Source organism: Spirosoma endbachense (genome assembly GCF_010233585.1).
GTDB classification, from domain to species: Bacteria; Bacteroidota; Bacteroidia; order Cytophagales; family Spirosomataceae; genus Spirosoma; species Spirosoma endbachense.
In genome coordinates this window covers 312,998-329,250 of the sequence record NZ_CP045997.1, presented here as the reverse complement: position 1 = coordinate 329,250, position 16,253 = coordinate 312,998, and the positions used below count along the sequence as shown (strand labels likewise).

Below are 16,253 nucleotides of genomic sequence, written 5' to 3'. Positions count from 1 at the left end.
GTAGACATAACGATTGTAAATTTATAGTTCCTAACGAAGTAGGCAGGTTAGCACTATCGCCAATGGGCAAGTTGCTAAGGGTTCAGTGAGCCTGTCTCTCCCCCTTTCGGTATAAATCCACAGCTACTTTGCAGGTAGTAAGTGTAAGACGGCTCAAAGATAAAGTCTCTAAATTTACTTTTCCAAGCTTGATCTATAAATTTAATAGATTTTTTTCACTACATCTAAACTTATTAAGTTAATTAACTATAAATCAATTACTTATATATTTTAATTTAATTTTCTCAGCAAGCCTATCGATAGCAGTATTACTTCTTTAAGTCTATAGACAAAGCCATAAGTCATTGACAATCAGACTTTATGTTTTTTTTAATTAGTCCCTGGATTTCGCCTTTACTTTCAATGGCTTAAATTAGATTCCTACGAATCGAATGGTTTCTCGTAACAGCCCAGGAACTTTCTAGTCTGTTACGAGAAACCATGAACTGTTCAATGACTATTGCTCATTTTGTAAAATTAACTCTAACTTTTTCACTAAATTATAAGGTTGTTCACGCATAGAATAATGCCCGCCCTCAAAGTTGTACACTTTCCAGTTTCTTGCCCGGGCTCTGTTTACCCCCATTTTATCCGTAGCACTGTCGCTTTTGCCGTTTTTTGTCATGACAATATAAGCGGTTGGAATTTTTTTGACTAAAGGATTATTTAGTTTCAGCGATTCGGTATAGGTTTTTAATGGCTGTGGTACATCGGTCGGTGGCGTGGGTTTGGTGGAACCGAATGGATATAAAACAAGGCTATCTTTTATGTTGGGGGCTATTAGAACGTTCCATAAATCGCCACAAACTGCTTGAGCACTTTCGCCATTATTAGGCACCATAGCATCTAAATAAATGAGCTGACTTATGCGGTCGGGGACTTGCTCGGCTACCCCCGAAATAACCATGCCTCCAAAGCTGTGACCCATCAAAATGATGTTGTGCAGGTCTTCAAATTTTATCACATTTACAATGTCGGCAATATAGGTGCTTAGGTTAATTTTTGCATTTGACAAATGTACCCGTTCGCCAAGCCCAGTCAGGGTGGGGCGGTAAACAATATCGCCTTTGGCGCTTAAAATGGCATCTACTTTGGCGTAGTCCCAACCGCCAGACCAAGCACCATGTACTAATAGGAAAGTTCTTGGCTGGTGGGTTTGTCCAAAGCAGGCGGTTGTAAACGTAATGGCGAAAATAAACAGGAATTTCTTCATAATTTGTTTCCTAAATGGTTATCAATGAAGCAAATCTAGCTACATTTACTTACCAAAAGATAGTAGTTACCTTTTAGTAACTAGTTACTAAAAGGTAACTACGCTTTATTTAGTTAGCTTATGAAAAGTACTGAAGCAGCCTGCCAATATGAATTAATGGCGGCAAGAGATGCGTTGGAAGTAATTCAAGGTAAATGGCGTATTCCTATTGTTATATCCTTGACTTATGGAACAAAACGATTTGGGGAAATCCACCGAGATATGCCCGATATATCGCCCAAAATGCTATCGCAGGAATTAAAGTCGCTGGAAGAAAACCAAATTATTACCCGCACACTTTACGACCGGATGCCTGTTACAGTGGAATATTCGTTAACGCCACTTGGTCAGTCACTACAAAATCTTTTAGTCGAATTGCGAAACTGGGGCAAGCATTTTAGGAAAGAAATTGTCGGTAAATAATTGTCGTGGGTTCAAGCAATTGTTTCTATTTCATATACGATTTCGCTGAGCAAACCTGAAGTATAACGGCCTGGGATTTCCCATTTTCCTTGGATATACCAATGATTACCCTAATCCAGGTGTCATAGGGAGGCAAGGCCCGATCAACCCGAATTCCATGTTGGGTAAACCGGGCGGCCACCTCAACATAAGGCTTTTGTAGGTCAATGCAAACAAAGCTGACCTGCGAACTTGGATCAGAAATGCCCAGCTTGTTGACGAATGTGTGCCACTTGACTCGCTCGGCTGTGATAGCCTGATTGACCCGAGGAATAAACGTACTGTCGGTCAGGGCGGCCAGAGCTGTCACAACGGACCCCCGATTTAAATCATGCACATTGCCTAAACCCTGAGCCTATAGAGTGCATGGTCAGTTTTACAGGCAAACAACCTGTAAAGTTTCTGACGATTCGGCTACGGTGCACGGCTCAGTCGGGCAACTTCTTTGCTTACTATGCCGATATCTGTGATTTGGTTGACTACCTGAAGAGCAAGTGAACCCGCTGCCAGAATATTGCCCAGACGAACCACGGCGACTACCACCAATGCTCCGTGCGGAGCTGACGCGGGAAATGGTTATTCAGACCGTCCCAGTAACCCCCAGAGAGGTAGCCATGAGGTTCCTGAACCAGCTCCATAACCCGTCCCTTAGTTTGGGATTCCTATTCCAGTTTCCCAAGCAATACATTACCGAGTAAGTAGCCGTATGTTTCGTTATATTTCTACCCCGGCACGGTTAACGTCGGAGTCGTTTTTTGGGAGCAAATTGAAAAAATGTTTATAACAAAAATTCCTGTCAAACAATACATTGACAGGAATTTCCTAACCTAACCTATGGGATCAGGATAACAAACAGGTATCGATTGTTCTAGGTTTGTTTCGCCAGTTCTCACTTCGCTTTAAAATAACCAATCAAGAGAAAATTGCAGGGGCTCAAGAAACAGAACCGCGAATTATCCCCTATTCACCAAAACTACCCAATCACATACAAAACCCCGACTGCGATAAGTAGCCGGGGTTTTGTATTTTTGTATGCTATTGAAAGCGATTCGATGTATTGTTTCAGCACGATAAGGCAAATCACCTGTGAATCAACGCAATATAACTTATAGTGAAGATTTACAGAAAAATAGCCGCTTTTAAAAGCCATTACCTTGCTTAAGAGTACCTGATTTTACGCCATAAAGTTGCCTTACACTGCATGAATACCACCGTTGCGTTAGTGATCCTGATTGCCTATTTCGGAATGTTGATCGCCGTCTCTTTTTACACCGCCAGAGGAGCCGATACCAACACGTTTTTTACCGCTAACCGGCAATCGCCCTGGTGGTTAGTCGCTTTCGGCATGATCGGGACGTCGTTATCGGGGGTAACCTTTATCTCGGTGCCCGGCGCTGTTGGCAAAATTGGATTTTCGTATTTTCAGGTGGTGTTGGGTTACATCATTGGCTACCTCGTCATTGGTTCCGTGCTGATGCCGCTTTACTATCGACTAAACCTGATTTCTATTTATGGCTACCTCGAAAAACGCTTTGGCTTCTGGTCATACAAGACGGGAGCGGGCTTTTTTCTTCTCTCGCGAACCGTCGGTTCGGCCGTTCGGCTCTATGTGGCTGCTGGTGTATTGCAAATCGCCCTGTTTACCCCTCTGGGTATCCCATTCGAAATTTCCGTACTGATTACGATTGGGCTGATCTGGATTTATACCTTTAAGGGTGGCGTTAAAACGATTATCGTAACCGACACACTCCAGACCGTATTTTTAGTAACTGCGGTTATTCTGACTATTTTTCTGATCTCGAAAGAGCTTCATTTATCGTTTGGCGGACTGGTGAAGACAGTGAGTGACAGCCCGATGTCCCAGATCTTTTACTGGGACGGTAACGACCCCAAGAATTTCTTTAAACAGTTTATTTCCGGGACGTTCATTGCCATTGTTATGACTGGCCTGGATCAGGATCTGATGCAGAAAAACCTGACCTGCAAAAACATTGGTGAGGCTCAGAAAAATATGTTCTGGTTCACCTGTACGCTGGTCGTGGTCAATTTTCTGTTTCTGAGCCTGGGCGTACTGCTGTATCAGTATGCACAGCAGGAAGGTATATCTATTCCGGCCCGCACCGATGATCTCTACCCGTTGCTTGCCCTGAATCACCTTGGTTTAGTCGTTGCCATTACCTTCCTGCTCGGTATCACAGCCGCAACCTACGCCAGTGCCGACTCGGCATTGACTGCCCTGACAACCTCTTTTTGTGTCGATTTTATGAATGTCGAAAGTCGCCCGGAAGCGGAACGGTCGCGCATTAAACACATTGTACACATCGGCTTTTCGCTGCTTTTCTATGTTGTTATTATTGTCTTTCGCCAACTGAACAGCAAAGAGGTGATCACCGCCGTATTCGACATTGCTGGCTATACATACGGACCACTGCTCGGTTTATATGCGTTCGGAATCTTTAGTAAACGGCCTGTTATTGATCGTCTGGTGCCCTTTATTTGCCTGGCGTCGCCCGTATTGACGTATGTTGTCAATGAAAATTCTGTAGCCTGGTTTGGCGGTTATCAGTTCGGATTCGAGCGTTTGCTGCTAAATGGCCTGTTTACGTTCGTCGGCTTACTAGCCGTATCGAAACCGATAAGAAAAGAGGAACCAGTGGCGGTATAAACCAGACTATTTATCTTTTTACGTTATGAGAATCAATCTTTTTGCACTGCTTTTTTCCCTGGTTATTCATAGCGCAGTGCTCGCCCAGTTGCGCTTTACCCCCGAAAAACCACAGGTTGGGCAAACCGTTTCTTTTACCTACTCGCCACAGTCTACCCCCTTGGCAACCGACAGCACTGTTGAAGGGCGATTTATGTTCTATGGATTACCGGGTACCATGCACCTGAGTCGTCCCACTACGACTACCCTTGTTCGGCAGGGCGACGTTTTTATCGGGCAAATTTACATCCCTTTAAAAAATGTTGCCGGTACAATGCTCGCCTTCCGAAATAGCAAACAACCCAAGCGTGTCGATCTGAACAAAGGGCTGTTGTATGCCATCCCACTCTTCGATGCGAATGGGCAACTCGTACCGCATGCGCTTGCCGGACAGGCATCGGTGTTTACGCGTAGCCATTTCCTGTATGAACTTGGTGGCCGTCCTGACCAGAATCGGGTCATTTCGCTCTATTCGCAGGAGTTTCAGCAAAATCCTGATTTTTATCCCATCTACTGGTCGGATTACCTGACCGCACAGATCAACCAGAAGAAGCCAGGATATGGGCCCAAAGTAAAAACGAGTATTGAGACTTATCTGGCTTCCCGCCCAACCCCAACAGCTATAGAACTCACAGCAGCAGCTCAGTTATACGAAAGCATGGGGGATTTTCCCAAATCAAATGCCCTTCGCGAGCGGATGAAAACTCTCGATCCTGCGGGTTCGCTCATGCAAAAAGATCGAGCTACAGTGGTTCGGAACGAAACCGACTGGAATCGTAAAAAGGCAGCTTATCAGGCTTATCAAAAGGAGTTTCCCAATTCATCCTATCTGCCTGCATTGACGGTTATGATGACGGATGGGTATTTTAAAAACAATGACATTCGGGGTTTAGTACCGTTTGTCGATCAGCAACCTGTATCGCATACCGATGTGCTGATGCTAAATACGATGGCCTTTCAATTAGCTGATGAACGACGGTCGCTACCCGAAGCCGAGCAGTTGATCAAGCGTGCCATGGTTGTTCTGAAAACCCAACCTAAACCGGCTACGATATCCGGGAACTGGGAAACCGAGAAACAAACCCGCCAACGGCAATTAATGAACACCTACGCCCGCGTACTTGAGCAACAGGCCAGGTACGGGGAAGCGTATACTGCTTATCAGGATGTTATTTTGCCTGATGATGTCGAAAATAGTGACCCAAGAACCAATGAACGGTATTTCCTGTGCGCCCTTCAGGCCAATCATGCCACTGATGCTCAACCAATGGCAGAAGCCGCTATTCAGGTAGGTAAAGCTACCCCCCGACTTAAAACGGCTCTCCGCGACTGGTATGCCAAGCAACCCGGTAATACTGTCGCAAAAGCTGATGCCTATCTAACCGAACTCGAAGCCGACCTTCGGGCCGATCAACGCGATGAACTTCGGCAGATTCTCATCAACGAACCAGCACCTGCCTTCTCGATGACCGATTTGCAGGGACGTACCATTTCGTCGGCTTCATTGCGCGGCAAAGTGGTGGTTCTGGATTTCTGGGCAACCTGGTGTGGGCCATGTATCGCTTCGTTTCCGGCGATGCAGCAAGCGCAGACACGCTTTCAGAACGACCCTAATGTGCGTTTTTTATTCGTTAACACCCGTGAAGGTGGCCCCATACAGCGGGTGCACAATTTCATGGCCAAACATCCATACGGATTCACGGTACCGGTCGATGCCAGTCAGCGCGTATCGAGAGCCTATAAGGTTCTGGGTATTCCGACAAAGGTGGTTATTGACACAAACGGACGTGTTCGCTACCGCCAGATTGGCTATTCCGGCGATCCCGAGACGACTGTTAATGAGCTGACCCTGGTCGTTGAAATGCTTAAGGAAGGAAAATAAGTGCCCTTAAAGAGAAATCATATAGCTTCCTTTCGTTGATATCCCGTTGTTTCATCCGATGAGAAAGAAGTCTGATATAACGGTTAGCATCAACAATGCCGAGCATTACGTCTGGGGTGATAATTGCGATGGCTGGCATTTAGTGAAATCGGATTCATTGAGCATCATTCAGGAACGGATGCCACCCGGCACATCGGAAGTGAAGCATTTTCACCAGAAAGCCCGTCAGTTTTTCTTTGTCCTTTCGGGAGAAGCAACTCTGGAAATCGGGGATAAAACAACTCGTTTGACAGCGAATGAAGGCGTTGAGATTCCTCCATTGGTTGCCCATAAGATGCGTAACGATTCATCAAGTGACCTTGTCTTTACCGTAACATCAATGCCCAAAAGCCACGGAGATCGTGTTGTTGTCGAATAAGCTGAACCAGAGTCTACTAACGTGTCAGCAGTGCTAAATCGAAGGTAAAGCCTGGTAGCACATTTCACCCGAAAGCGTTTGAGTAAATGAGGGAATCGTTTCGAGCGGTTGGCCAGGTCGATAAATAAACACCTGTTCTACTTTCCGTTCGATGAGCCAGCCTAATAAGCATCCATTCTCCCGGTATTCTTCCATTTTTCCTGAAGGTATTTCAGATCGTCGCTCGCCGAACGAAGTTCACTAATAAAGTCAGGACAAATAGGGGCAAACTTCTCCTGCTGGTCATCGGTATTAGCTTCCCAGCGATCTTTTTGTATCTTGGCTACATCTGGAGAACGAGTTGCTTCATTGGGCAATTTAAATCCAGTAGATGAATCGAATGCGTATCCTAATTCACTGTATTTATTCCATGCATACAATTCTCCTGCCACTGTAATAGTACGCAATCCTGTTTTTGATCCGGCAGATGAAATAATAATGATATTTCCGATTTTATCCCGTTCAAACTCAAGAGGGTCATTTGCCCGACAAAATGCGAAGAACTCGTCATCTGTCATCACCTCCAGCTTCTTCAATATAACCGGAAATTCCAGTTCCATAACAGCACTTACTCTGGTTAATTATAGGTAAAATACCGTATTTGCGTGCAATTAGCAAGTAACCACCGATGACGATTCGCCCCGCCACCACTGCCGACCTTCCAGCTTTACTAAACCTCCTCAAGCATATCGTGCCGCTGATGCGCGAAGCAGGAAATTTCCAATGGGATGACCACTACCCAAATGAAGCCGTTTTTAGTCAGGATATAGCTAAAAATCAGCTGTGGGTAGCTGATATAGACGGCCAACTTGCCGGGGTAGCCGCCCTGACCGAAGATCAGGAACCCGAATACGCACAGGTTGGGTTCGACCTCAGCCAACGGGCCATTGTCACCCATCGGCTCGCCGTTGACCCCGCTTTCCGTGGTCAGGGTGTAGCGGCTGCATTGCTCACTCAGGCCGAAACAATAGCCCTTGAGCGTGGCATTCCTTATTTACGAATCGATACAAATTCAGAAAACCAGATCACCCAGCGATTATTCCCAAAACTGGGGTATACCTATTCTGGTGAAATCACACTGGGTTTCCGGCCGGGTCTACGGTTTCTAGCCTATGAAAAGAAACTGTAGACCCCATACGCCTGAGAACAGGCTTCTGCGCTGCCTTACCCCTGCCCTTCTTTCTTACTGGCGCGATTGGCCTGTTTGATGGTTTGTTCGATCATGTCCCACTGTTCGGAGGTTACCTGCTCCAGGTGCGAGAATTCGCCAGCAGCCAGCACTTCTCCCCCATCGATGGTAATGGTTTCGCCCGTGATATAACCGGAATAATCGGACAGCAGGTAAGCCGCCAGGTTTGCTAATTCGCCATGTTCACCCACACGCTTGAGCGGAATGCGGCTAGTAGGGTCCATCATGCTGGCCAGTGGTTCGGGAAACAATCGATCCCATGCCCCTTTTGTTGGAAATGGGCCCGGCGCAATCGCATTGAGCCGGATGCCATATTTTCCCCATTCGGCGGCCAGCGATTTCGTCATGATCAGCGCTCCACCTTTAGCAACTGCCGACGGCACAACATAGCCCGAACCAGTTGATGCATAGGTCGTTGATATATTGAGCACGGTGCCGGGTATCTTATTTTCAATCCAGTATTTGCCCACCGCAAGCGTGAAATAATAGGTGCCCCGCAAAACAATGTCCACGATGGTATCGAACGCTTTATACGACAACCGTTCTGTGGGGCTGATGAAGTTTCCAGCCGAATTATTAAGCAATCCATCAATGCGGCCAAATTTCTCAATCGTCTGACTGATCACATTTTCGATCTCCGTCGGATTGCGAACATCGCAGGCAACGGCCAGCACCTGCCCGGCACCGGCGGGTCGTCCGGGTTCGGTCATCAGCTCGTGCGCGGTCTCATCGATTACCGCCTGCCGACGGCTGCAAATCGTGACATTAGCCCCCAGTTGCACTAAATACCGGCTTATTGACTTTCCAAGCCCCGTTCCGCCACCCGTGACGATTATCGTTTTACCCTGCATGGCTCCATCACGGAGCATTCTTGTCGTGTTCATTAGTAAGGGGGGATGAGTGAATGAGTTATTAAATGATTGAATGAATAGGTTACCGATGGTCAATTGTTATACTCATTAGGTATTCAATCAATCATTCAATAATTCATTTATTCACTCTTTAATAACCTCGATTTGTCTTTTTATTAAATTCTGCTTTGCGTTTTTCCATTGTGGCCTGAATGGCTTCACTGAAATCGTCGGACTGAAGTTGCGATGAGTTCCAGACGGCCACGTACTGCAATCCGTCTTCAATGGATTTATTCAGACTGTAGTTCAGTACACGTTTGGCTCCCTGAACGGCCGTTGCGGGATTATCGGCAATCTGGCGGGCGAGTGTAGCCGCTGCGTCAAAAAGTTGGTCAGGCGTGTCATATACGTGATTAACCAAACCGATTCGTTCGGCAAAAGCGGCATCATAGTCTGCACCCGTAAAGGCCATTTCGCGCGTAAACCCCTGGCCGATAATGGTTGGCAAAAACTGCAAACCGCCAATATCGGGCGTGATGGCAAGCTTGGCTTCACGAAGACTGAACTTCGCATCGCGGGAGCAAAGCCGAATATCAGCAGCCGCAATCATGTTGACGCCACCACCAATACACCAGCCATGCACCGCTACGATAACGGGCTTCGGCGACTCATGCATTTTCTGAAATCCAGACTGCATCTGCCGAATCTGTGCCATCAGGTCAGTACGTTGATGCGCCACAACAGTACCGGTTGTCATGGTAGCCAGCCTGGGCATCATTTGCGGCAGATTCAGGCCATAGCTATAATGATCGCCACTACCCCGAAAAACAATGCATCGGATGTCGGGCCTACGATTTATCTCGTCCATCGCTTTGGGAAGTTCCTCCCAAAACTCCGGCCCCATAGCATTTCCTTTACCTGGTCCCAGTAAAGTGACAGTCATTACGCCGGCAGCATCAGTAAGTGATAAGGCTTTATAGGTAGATTCCATAGCAATAGTATGCTTGCATACAGTTTTCGTAAAGGTAGTAGAATTACCAAATGCAACGCAAACATCAGCGTGTATATCTGACCAACCAGCCCGTGGTTAACTCCATTTATTAAGCCAAAAAATATTTTACATACAAATAAGGAGTTAATAAAATTATTTTACATACATTTAGTGAGTTAATCAATATTCTACAACCAATCGAACGGGTCAATGAAAGGAACCAACCTGGGAGAATTTGAAGAATTAGTCCTGTTGACAATTGCCGCCCTGATTACCGACGCTTATAGTGTGGCCATCTGCGACGAATTAGAAAAACATACGGGCAGAGCAGCGAAGCTCGGTGTTGTACACGCGGTATTGAACCGGCTTGAAGAGAAGGGATTGGTGAAAAGTAAATTAGGCGAAGCTACCAGTGAGCGGGGCGGCAAACGCAAACGCTTTTATGAGGTTTCTCACGCGGGTAAAGTCGCCCTGATCAAGGCCAAAGATGTACGTGAATCGCTCTGGCGCATCATTCCTGGATTTAATCTGGAAGGCTCAATATGAAAGCACCGAACCACCAAAACAGCGAATCTCCTCTACCGCCCCGCTGGGCCCAGCGTCTGCTGATCTGGTACTGCCGATCCGACCTGCTCGAAGATTTGCAGGGCGATCTGAATGAGTACTTCGAGCGAAACCTGAAAACCAAAAGCGTAAAAAGAGCCCGGTTGATTTACGTGATCGATGTCCTGAAATTCTTCCGATTATATACTGTTCGTAAGCCTGAATTCCTCAACCTTTTAGTCCATTGGATTATGATTGGCAGCTACCTCAAAACTTCCCGGCGCAGTCTGGTGCGCAACAAATTATTTTCGGCCATTAACATTATTGGACTGGCGGTCAGCATGTCGGTCGGATTGCTGGTGATCGCCTTTCTCACCGACCTGCTCTCCTACGATGATTTCCATGAAAAAAAGGGCCGGATGTACCGCATTCTTACAAAAAATGAAATCATCGATCAGCCCGAAATGAATTTCGCGTCTACGTCAATTAAAGCTGGAAACCGAATTCGGGAAACAATACCCGGCATTGAAGCGATGACCTTACTCCGCAAGGAGTTTCAGGGTGATGCCCGGATAAATGAAGAAACTATCATACCGATTGCCGCAACATGGGCAGACCAATCGTTTTTTAAGGTATTCACCTTCCCACTGATCAAAGGCGATCCTTCGACTGCATTGCGCGAGCCCTATTCATTGGTATTGACCGAAAAAACTGCAAAAAAGTTGTTTGGAGACGCCGACGCACTGGGTAAAACGGTACGGTTCGATACCCTGACTTATACGGTCACTGGTGTAGTAAAAGATATTCCCAAACTATCTCACATCCAGTTTGAAGCCCTGGTTTCGTTCGCGTCTATACTCGGGCAAAAAGCCGATGCAGATGGCGAGCTTCTGAGTTGGAAAAGTATTTACTCCAACTATGTTTACCTGGTTCTTCCCGAAAATGCGAATAAGCAAGCCATCCAGGCGAATCTGGATAAACTCAGTGCAGCTGAAAACGCGGGTATTCAAAACCGTAAAATTACATTATCACTCCAACCATTAGACGAAATCGCGTTAGGTGCACATTATGTCAACGAGATCGGTGCCAGCATACCCATACCGGTAGTCTGGATACTGGCCGGGCTGGCGTTTGTGGTTATTCTCTCGGCCTGTTTCAATTATACCAACCTGTCGATTGCCCGTTCGATGAGACGCTCGCGCGAAGTAGGTATCCGTAAAATAGTTGGTGCCCTGAAAGGCCATGTACTGGGCCAGTTTGTTGCCGAATCGGTGATCATTTCTCTTCTGGCACTGGTATTTTCGCTGGGGCTTTTTTTAGTGCTGCGAACACAGTTCCTTGCCCTTGCCCCCCAATTAGATAGCCTTGTTTCTCTCGATCTTTCTCCCCGGATTATTCTCTATTTTCTGGCCCTTGCCATTGTAGTTGGCATCGCAGCTGGATTCGTACCAGCATTGTTTTTCTCACGAATTCAGGCCATTCAGGTTCTGAAAGATGCGTCATCACTCAAAATGTTTCGGCATGTTAGCATGCGTAAAGCATTGATTGTGATTCAATATACCTTCTCGCTGATTTTTATTACGGCAACACTTATTGGCTACAGTCAATACCGGGGGTTTATCTCGTTCGATTTAGGCTTTACCACCGAAAATATTCTGAACATCCGGATGCAGGGCAATAAAACCGAGTTACTGAGAAAGGAACTAGCTGAAATACCGGAGGTCAGCGATATTTCCCAATCAATGCTTGTTACCAGCCTGGGGAGCCTGAATGGATCGTCGATGAAGTACAAAAATCCGCAGGACTCGGCCGGCGTCTGGCTCAATATGGTCGATGCCCGGCATCTGCCTTTGCATCGGCATAAGTTCATCGCTGGAACAAATTTCAGAACCCGACCCGTCAATGGAACTGAAACTGAAGTTATTGTAAATGAACAGGTATTAAAACGATTCAACATTGCGAACCGCAATCCAGCTAAAGCGTTGGGCGAAATGGTGACGATGGATGGCAAGAAATTGACAATCGTTGGCGTACTGAAAGATTTCCATTACGGAACCATGGAAAACAAGATTGAACCCATGGTATTCCGCTATTATACCGGAGAAAACGGGGGGTATCTGAATGTCAAAATAAAATCGACAAACTTGCCAACAACCCTGGCTACTATTGACAATGCCTGGCGGAAAATCGATAAGGTACATCAATTAGACGCTAAATTCTACGACGACCAGATTGAGGAAGCCTACCGCCAGTTTGAAGTTATGGTCAAAGTAATTGGGTTCATTACCTTCCTTGCCATCTGCATTGCATCGATGGGGCTGTTTGGGATGGTCGTGTTCACAACGGAAACCAAACTCAAGGAAATCAGCATCCGTAAAGTACTGGGAGCCAGTGAAGGAAGACTAATTTTCCTATTAAGCAAAGGTTTCCTGTTTCTGCTCGTCATCGCAACACTTATCGCCCTTCCCACTACCTATCTCTTCTTCGATAAGGTCGTTCTGGCCAAATTCGCTTACCATCAACCGATCGGTCTGACTGACCTGTTGACTAGTGTACTGGTGGTTATGGCCATCGCTTTTTTACTTATTGGCTCACAAACGTTAAAAGCCGCCCGAAGCAATCCGGCAACCGTATTGAAGAGTGAATAAGCCCTATTCCAGCCCCTACCCGGTCATCCGGATCGTGTAGGGGCCGGTAAAGTTGATTTTTCCATTTAGCCGAAGTTGCTTCACCGTTATCGTTTGGTTGACCGTCATGGTATGCCCGGCATTAACTTTAACGTACTCGTTGGCGAAAGGCACCCGGCCAACCGTCCATTTTGACTGATCCATCCAATTACCGGATGCCAGCGTTTCGACTGTATCAGAAAACAACGAAACGGTTGGGAATTCGCGGAATAACAGATTGTTGGTCGTTGATTGAGCCGTGCCAAACCAATCGTTCAGGATATCGGTGTATACACGCCGAAAATCGATCTGCATGTTAATGTCTTTGCTGCCCGTCTGGCCCGGCAGGTTAGCCAGATCTGGATTCTGACCAATGGTTCGGTGCTTGAGGCTATTACCAAAAACGAACATGGGAGCCGCCACGCCATGATCGGTCCCTTTTGAATTATTGGAATTAGCCCGTCGGCCAAACTCGGAGAATGTCATTCCAACTACCCGATCGTCGAGTCCCTGTAGCTTCAGATCCTGCTGAAACGTTGCAATAGCCGTCGATAGTTTGCCCAGCAAGTTGCCATGCTCACCTTTGGTCACATCACTACTGTCTACCTGAGTCGAATGGGTATCGAACCCGCCCAGCGACACAAAATATATTTTTGTTTTCAACCCGCCGTGGATGAGTCGGGCTACAATTTTCAGTTGATCGGCCAGTGAATTTTTGGCCGTATCGTCAGGATAGGTAGCCAGGTTTCGGCCTGCATCGGCTGCGCGTTTAATTTCGGCGGCATAGCCCACCGACAACGACTGCTGCTTCCGAATAAAGGCAATCAGATCACCGGCATCGCAGCAGGGTACGTCGCCCGGCGATGTCGCGTCGCCCGACCCTACCAGTTGGTAAAAACTGTTCGGGTCATTGAGCGCAATGCCCATCGACTGTTGGCTGCCGAGCAGAGCCGTTGAGGTCAGGTAACCGATCTGAATCGCCAGCGGGTCTTCCATTTGCGTGTTGGGATAACCCGCCGGATAGCCCGGAAATTGGTTTTCGAGGTACCGACCAGCCCAGCCAGAGTTTGAAGTCTGATTGGCATCAACGGCCGTCATCCAGATGTCGGTTGAGCGATAATGAGACTGATCCGGGTTCGGATAGGATACCGAATGGACAATGGATAATTTTCCGTTGTTATAGAGGTCGCGCATGCAGGTCATGGCCGGATGCAGCCCCGTAGCCGCATTTCCATCCAGCGTCAGAATCTTGTTTTGCGGAATCGCAATATTGGCCCGCAATCCATTATAGGCACTTAGTTGATCGATTGGAATAACAGTATTTAACCCATCGTTACCCCCATTCAGGTAGACAATCACCAAAACTCGGTCGCTATTGAGCGCCGTTGTCGCCAATAAGGATTGTACTAAGACCGACTGGCGAGCCATGGCCTTTACACCAAATCCATCTAGCAACACAGGCAGCACACTCGCCGAAGCCGCCGTTAAAAAATCTCTGCGTTTCATCGTAAGAACAGGTTGGCTGTAGGATTTAGGTCATGAACCGCTCAGGAAATATGGTATTCAGCCATGCGTAGCATATACTTCATCAGGTTCTGTAGACGCCACGTTACGCCATTCCTTTTGTTAGTATCGTTTGGGGCGTTGCGATAGGCATTCCATTCAAATGTCCACGATGTTCGCGGAATCCCCTGCATCATAATGGTATCGATCAAAAAGTCTTTCTGGGTTTGAAGCAACTCAATGGCAAAGAGGTTTTTAGAAAAAGCGGCCTGCACATCCGCGCAGGAAATGGCTGGTGTTCCGGCTACATTGGAGAAATTAGGTTGCAGTGAGGTAGCCCAGGCCAACAGATCAATACCCATTTTATAGCCTGGCTTTACCTCAAGCCATCGCCAGATAAACGCATCGGTATAGTCGCTACGGAGGGCAATGGTCGTTGTATTCATCCAGATTTTCGAATAACCCGTCTGGTAATAAGGTTCATAACCAAACACCGACGGCTGATCGATCAGGGCCATCTGCATATCACGCATTCGCCAGAAAACAAAGCTAAAATAGGTGTCAAATGCCGCGTAGTCGGTGTTCATGTCCGGAACGGGCTGGTTGAAGAACCGGAGCGATCCAACAGCAATCTCTGCTGGTGATTTTACAATGGCTCCCCGGTTCGAATCGTCAAAGAAAATCTGACTCGTCAACAGTTTGACGATGAGCGGCTGAATCGCATAATTATTCCCGGAGCTCGCAAAAAACTGTGCCAGTGGCACAATCACATTGTCTTCAATTTGCTGGGTGACATTGGGATTAACGTACCAGCGGTATAGTTTTCGACAAATAAACCGGGACGTCTGAGGGTGATTCAGCAACATGGTCACCAGGTCGTCGAGCTCGGCGTCACCCGCTGTAACGGTGGGCGAAGGCGCGGTTGCGCGACCAGTTATGACGGTATTGTTGTAATGAGCTGAAAACGTTTTGTTGGTAGCATCGTGCTTGCTGTTGGTAAACGTTGTCGCAAAGCTTGTTGACCCTACCACCCAGTAATTCGTATATTTCCAGCCAGTCAGCACACGAGCTGCGGCTTTTACATCGTCTTCTGTGTAATTCTTGTTACCAGCAAAGTCAACGGCCCCTACCGTAAAGAGTTCCTGAAGTTCTCGGGCGTAGTTTTCGTTGGGTTTACCTACCTCGTTTTCGTTCCCGTTCAGATAGCGCAACATGGCTGGCTCCTTACTGATTTTTGTAACCAGTGTGCGAAAGTTCCCCAGGGCGTTATTGCGTAGGAGTAACAGATACTGATTCACAAAGCGGTAATCATCAACCACTTCGCGGGTCGTCACGAAGTGATTCTGCCAGAAAAGTGTCAGTTTATCGAGTAAACTCGGAGGTGCAGTCTGGGAAGTCATCAGCCCCAGCCACCAGTAACGCAGATAATGTCCGAAGTCAAAATTACGGTCCCCATTAAACGGTTTGTCCAGATACGTTTGTCCAGCCGTGGCCTTCGTACTATCGATATCAACCGGCGGAGGAGGTGAATAATTAGCGTTATTGATCAGTTGTTGCACTGCCTGCGAAGCTGTCAGGCCCGTAAAATTTGTGAGTTCAGTTTGGGTGGGTCCAAACGTTGCCCGTCTGAGCAGGTGTGCAGCTTTCTCAACAGTCAGTGGTGTCGTATACGGGTCCAGGTAAGGCATTCAGGCAGTATTTTACTTTTAGAGTG

The 16,253-nt window shown here is 47.0% G+C and carries 14 protein-coding genes, 1 pseudogene and 1 riboswitch; of the genes and pseudogenes, 8 read left to right on the top strand and 7 right to left on the bottom strand.

Annotated features, from left to right (window positions below):
- Positions 1-18: 18 nt before the first annotated feature.
- Positions 19-118: riboswitch (SAM riboswitch) on the bottom strand.
- 378 nt (positions 119-496) lie between these two features.
- Positions 497-1,252: an alpha/beta fold hydrolase gene (locus tag GJR95_RS01220; RefSeq protein ID WP_162384154.1), complete on the bottom strand. Its 756-nt coding sequence runs from the start codon at positions 1,250-1,252 to the stop codon at positions 497-499.
- Positions 1,253-1,372: 120 nt separating this feature from the next.
- Here GJR95_RS01220 and GJR95_RS01215 point away from each other — a divergent pair, with 120 nt between their 5' ends.
- Complete coding sequence (locus GJR95_RS01215) at positions 1,373-1,714, top strand: winged helix-turn-helix transcriptional regulator (RefSeq protein WP_162384153.1); 342 nt, start codon at positions 1,373-1,375, stop codon at positions 1,712-1,714.
- Between the two features lie 25 nt (positions 1,715-1,739).
- Here GJR95_RS01215 and GJR95_RS01210 read toward each other — a convergent pair whose 3' ends face one another.
- Entirely contained in the window at positions 1,740-2,063 is a 324-nt protein-coding gene (locus tag GJR95_RS01210) for a hypothetical protein (RefSeq protein WP_162384152.1), read from the bottom strand.
- Positions 2,064-2,119: 56 nt separating this feature from the next.
- On the opposite strand from GJR95_RS01210, the gene GJR95_RS42470 reads away from it, so the two are divergent.
- The 4 genes from GJR95_RS42470 (at position 2,120) to GJR95_RS01195 (ending at position 6,757) form a co-directional block, all read left to right on the top strand.
- Positions 2,120-2,251 carry a hypothetical protein gene (locus GJR95_RS42470; RefSeq protein ID WP_262889747.1) on the top strand — a complete coding sequence of 44 codons (132 nt, stop codon included), beginning with the start codon at positions 2,120-2,122 and terminating at the stop codon, positions 2,249-2,251.
- A gap of 703 nt (positions 2,252-2,954) precedes the next feature.
- Complete coding sequence (locus GJR95_RS01205) at positions 2,955-4,418, top strand: sodium:solute symporter (RefSeq protein ID WP_162384151.1); 1,464 nt, start codon at positions 2,955-2,957, stop codon at positions 4,416-4,418.
- A 25-nt stretch (positions 4,419-4,443) separates the two neighbouring features.
- Entirely contained in the window at positions 4,444-6,339 is a 1,896-nt protein-coding gene (locus tag GJR95_RS01200; RefSeq protein ID WP_162384150.1) for a TlpA family protein disulfide reductase, read from the top strand.
- Positions 6,340-6,397: 58 nt separating this feature from the next.
- Positions 6,398-6,757, top strand: coding sequence for a cupin domain-containing protein (locus GJR95_RS01195; RefSeq protein WP_162384149.1), 360 nt, complete (start codon positions 6,398-6,400; stop codon positions 6,755-6,757).
- Positions 6,758-6,790: 33 nt separating this feature from the next.
- Here GJR95_RS01195 and GJR95_RS01190 read toward each other — a convergent pair.
- Positions 6,791-7,314: pseudogene (locus tag GJR95_RS01190) on the bottom strand (Uma2 family endonuclease).
- A 110-nt stretch (positions 7,315-7,424) separates the two neighbouring features.
- Here GJR95_RS01190 and GJR95_RS01185 point away from each other — a divergent pair.
- Positions 7,425-7,925 carry a GNAT family N-acetyltransferase gene (locus GJR95_RS01185; RefSeq protein WP_162384148.1) on the top strand — a complete coding sequence of 167 codons (501 nt, stop codon included), beginning with the start codon at positions 7,425-7,427 and terminating at the stop codon, positions 7,923-7,925.
- Positions 7,926-7,960: 35 nt separating this feature from the next.
- On the opposite strand, the gene GJR95_RS01180 is transcribed toward GJR95_RS01185, so the two are convergent.
- Together GJR95_RS01180 and GJR95_RS01175 are read right to left on the bottom strand one after the other, a co-directional pair.
- Entirely contained in the window at positions 7,961-8,869 is a 909-nt protein-coding gene (locus GJR95_RS01180) for an SDR family oxidoreductase (RefSeq protein WP_232541043.1), read from the bottom strand.
- A 118-nt stretch (positions 8,870-8,987) separates the two neighbouring features.
- Positions 8,988-9,827, bottom strand: a complete 840-nt coding sequence (locus GJR95_RS01175) for a crotonase/enoyl-CoA hydratase family protein (RefSeq protein ID WP_162384147.1) — start codon at positions 9,825-9,827, stop codon at positions 8,988-8,990.
- Positions 9,828-10,037: 210 nt separating this feature from the next.
- Here GJR95_RS01175 and GJR95_RS01170 point away from each other — a divergent pair, with 210 nt between their 5' ends.
- Positions 10,038-10,373, top strand: coding sequence for a PadR family transcriptional regulator (locus GJR95_RS01170; RefSeq protein ID WP_162384146.1), 336 nt, complete (start codon positions 10,038-10,040; stop codon positions 10,371-10,373).
- The gene (locus GJR95_RS01165) at positions 10,370-13,018 is read left to right on the top strand and encodes an ABC transporter permease (protein WP_232541042.1); all 2,649 of its coding nucleotides are present in this window, start codon (positions 10,370-10,372) and stop codon (positions 13,016-13,018) included. Before GJR95_RS01170 ends, GJR95_RS01165 begins: the two co-directional genes overlap by 4 nt.
- A gap of 15 nt (positions 13,019-13,033) precedes the next feature.
- Here the strand turns inward: GJR95_RS01165 and GJR95_RS01160 are convergent, their stop codons facing one another.
- Together GJR95_RS01160 and GJR95_RS01155 are read right to left on the bottom strand one after the other, a co-directional pair.
- Positions 13,034-14,542, bottom strand: a complete 1,509-nt coding sequence (locus GJR95_RS01160; RefSeq protein ID WP_162384145.1) for a DUF1501 domain-containing protein — start codon at positions 14,540-14,542, stop codon at positions 13,034-13,036.
- Positions 14,543-14,583: 41 nt separating this feature from the next.
- Complete coding sequence (locus GJR95_RS01155; RefSeq protein WP_162384144.1) at positions 14,584-16,227, bottom strand: DUF1800 domain-containing protein; 1,644 nt, start codon at positions 16,225-16,227, stop codon at positions 14,584-14,586.
- Positions 16,228-16,253 lie beyond the last annotated feature (26 nt).

Bases quoted from the DNA above. Each gene is read 5' to 3' on its own strand.
- GJR95_RS01220 (WP_162384154.1), bottom strand. From the start codon at position 1,252: ATGAAGAAATTCCTGTTTATTTTCGCCATTACGTTTACAACCGCCTGC.
- GJR95_RS01215 (WP_162384153.1), top strand. From the start codon at position 1,373: ATGAAAAGTACTGAAGCAGCCTGCCAATATGAATTAATGGCGGCAAGA.
- GJR95_RS42470 (WP_262889747.1), top strand. From the start codon at position 2,120: ATGGTCAGTTTTACAGGCAAACAACCTGTAAAGTTTCTGACGATTCGG.
- GJR95_RS01205 (WP_162384151.1), top strand. From the start codon at position 2,955: ATGAATACCACCGTTGCGTTAGTGATCCTGATTGCCTATTTCGGAATG.
- GJR95_RS01200 (WP_162384150.1), top strand. From the start codon at position 4,444: ATGAGAATCAATCTTTTTGCACTGCTTTTTTCCCTGGTTATTCATAGC.
- GJR95_RS01195 (WP_162384149.1), top strand. From the start codon at position 6,398: ATGAGAAAGAAGTCTGATATAACGGTTAGCATCAACAATGCCGAGCAT.
- GJR95_RS01185 (WP_162384148.1), top strand. From the start codon at position 7,425: ATGACGATTCGCCCCGCCACCACTGCCGACCTTCCAGCTTTACTAAAC.
- GJR95_RS01180 (WP_232541043.1), bottom strand. From the start codon at position 8,869: ATGAACACGACAAGAATGCTCCGTGATGGAGCCATGCAGGGTAAAACG.
- GJR95_RS01175 (WP_162384147.1), bottom strand. From the start codon at position 9,827: ATGGAATCTACCTATAAAGCCTTATCACTTACTGATGCTGCCGGCGTA.
- GJR95_RS01170 (WP_162384146.1), top strand. From the start codon at position 10,038: ATGAAAGGAACCAACCTGGGAGAATTTGAAGAATTAGTCCTGTTGACA.
- GJR95_RS01165 (WP_232541042.1), top strand. From the start codon at position 10,370: ATGAAAGCACCGAACCACCAAAACAGCGAATCTCCTCTACCGCCCCGC.
- GJR95_RS01160 (WP_162384145.1), bottom strand. From the start codon at position 14,542: ATGAAACGCAGAGATTTTTTAACGGCGGCTTCGGCGAGTGTGCTGCCT.
- GJR95_RS01155 (WP_162384144.1), bottom strand. From the start codon at position 16,227: ATGCCTTACCTGGACCCGTATACGACACCACTGACTGTTGAGAAAGCT.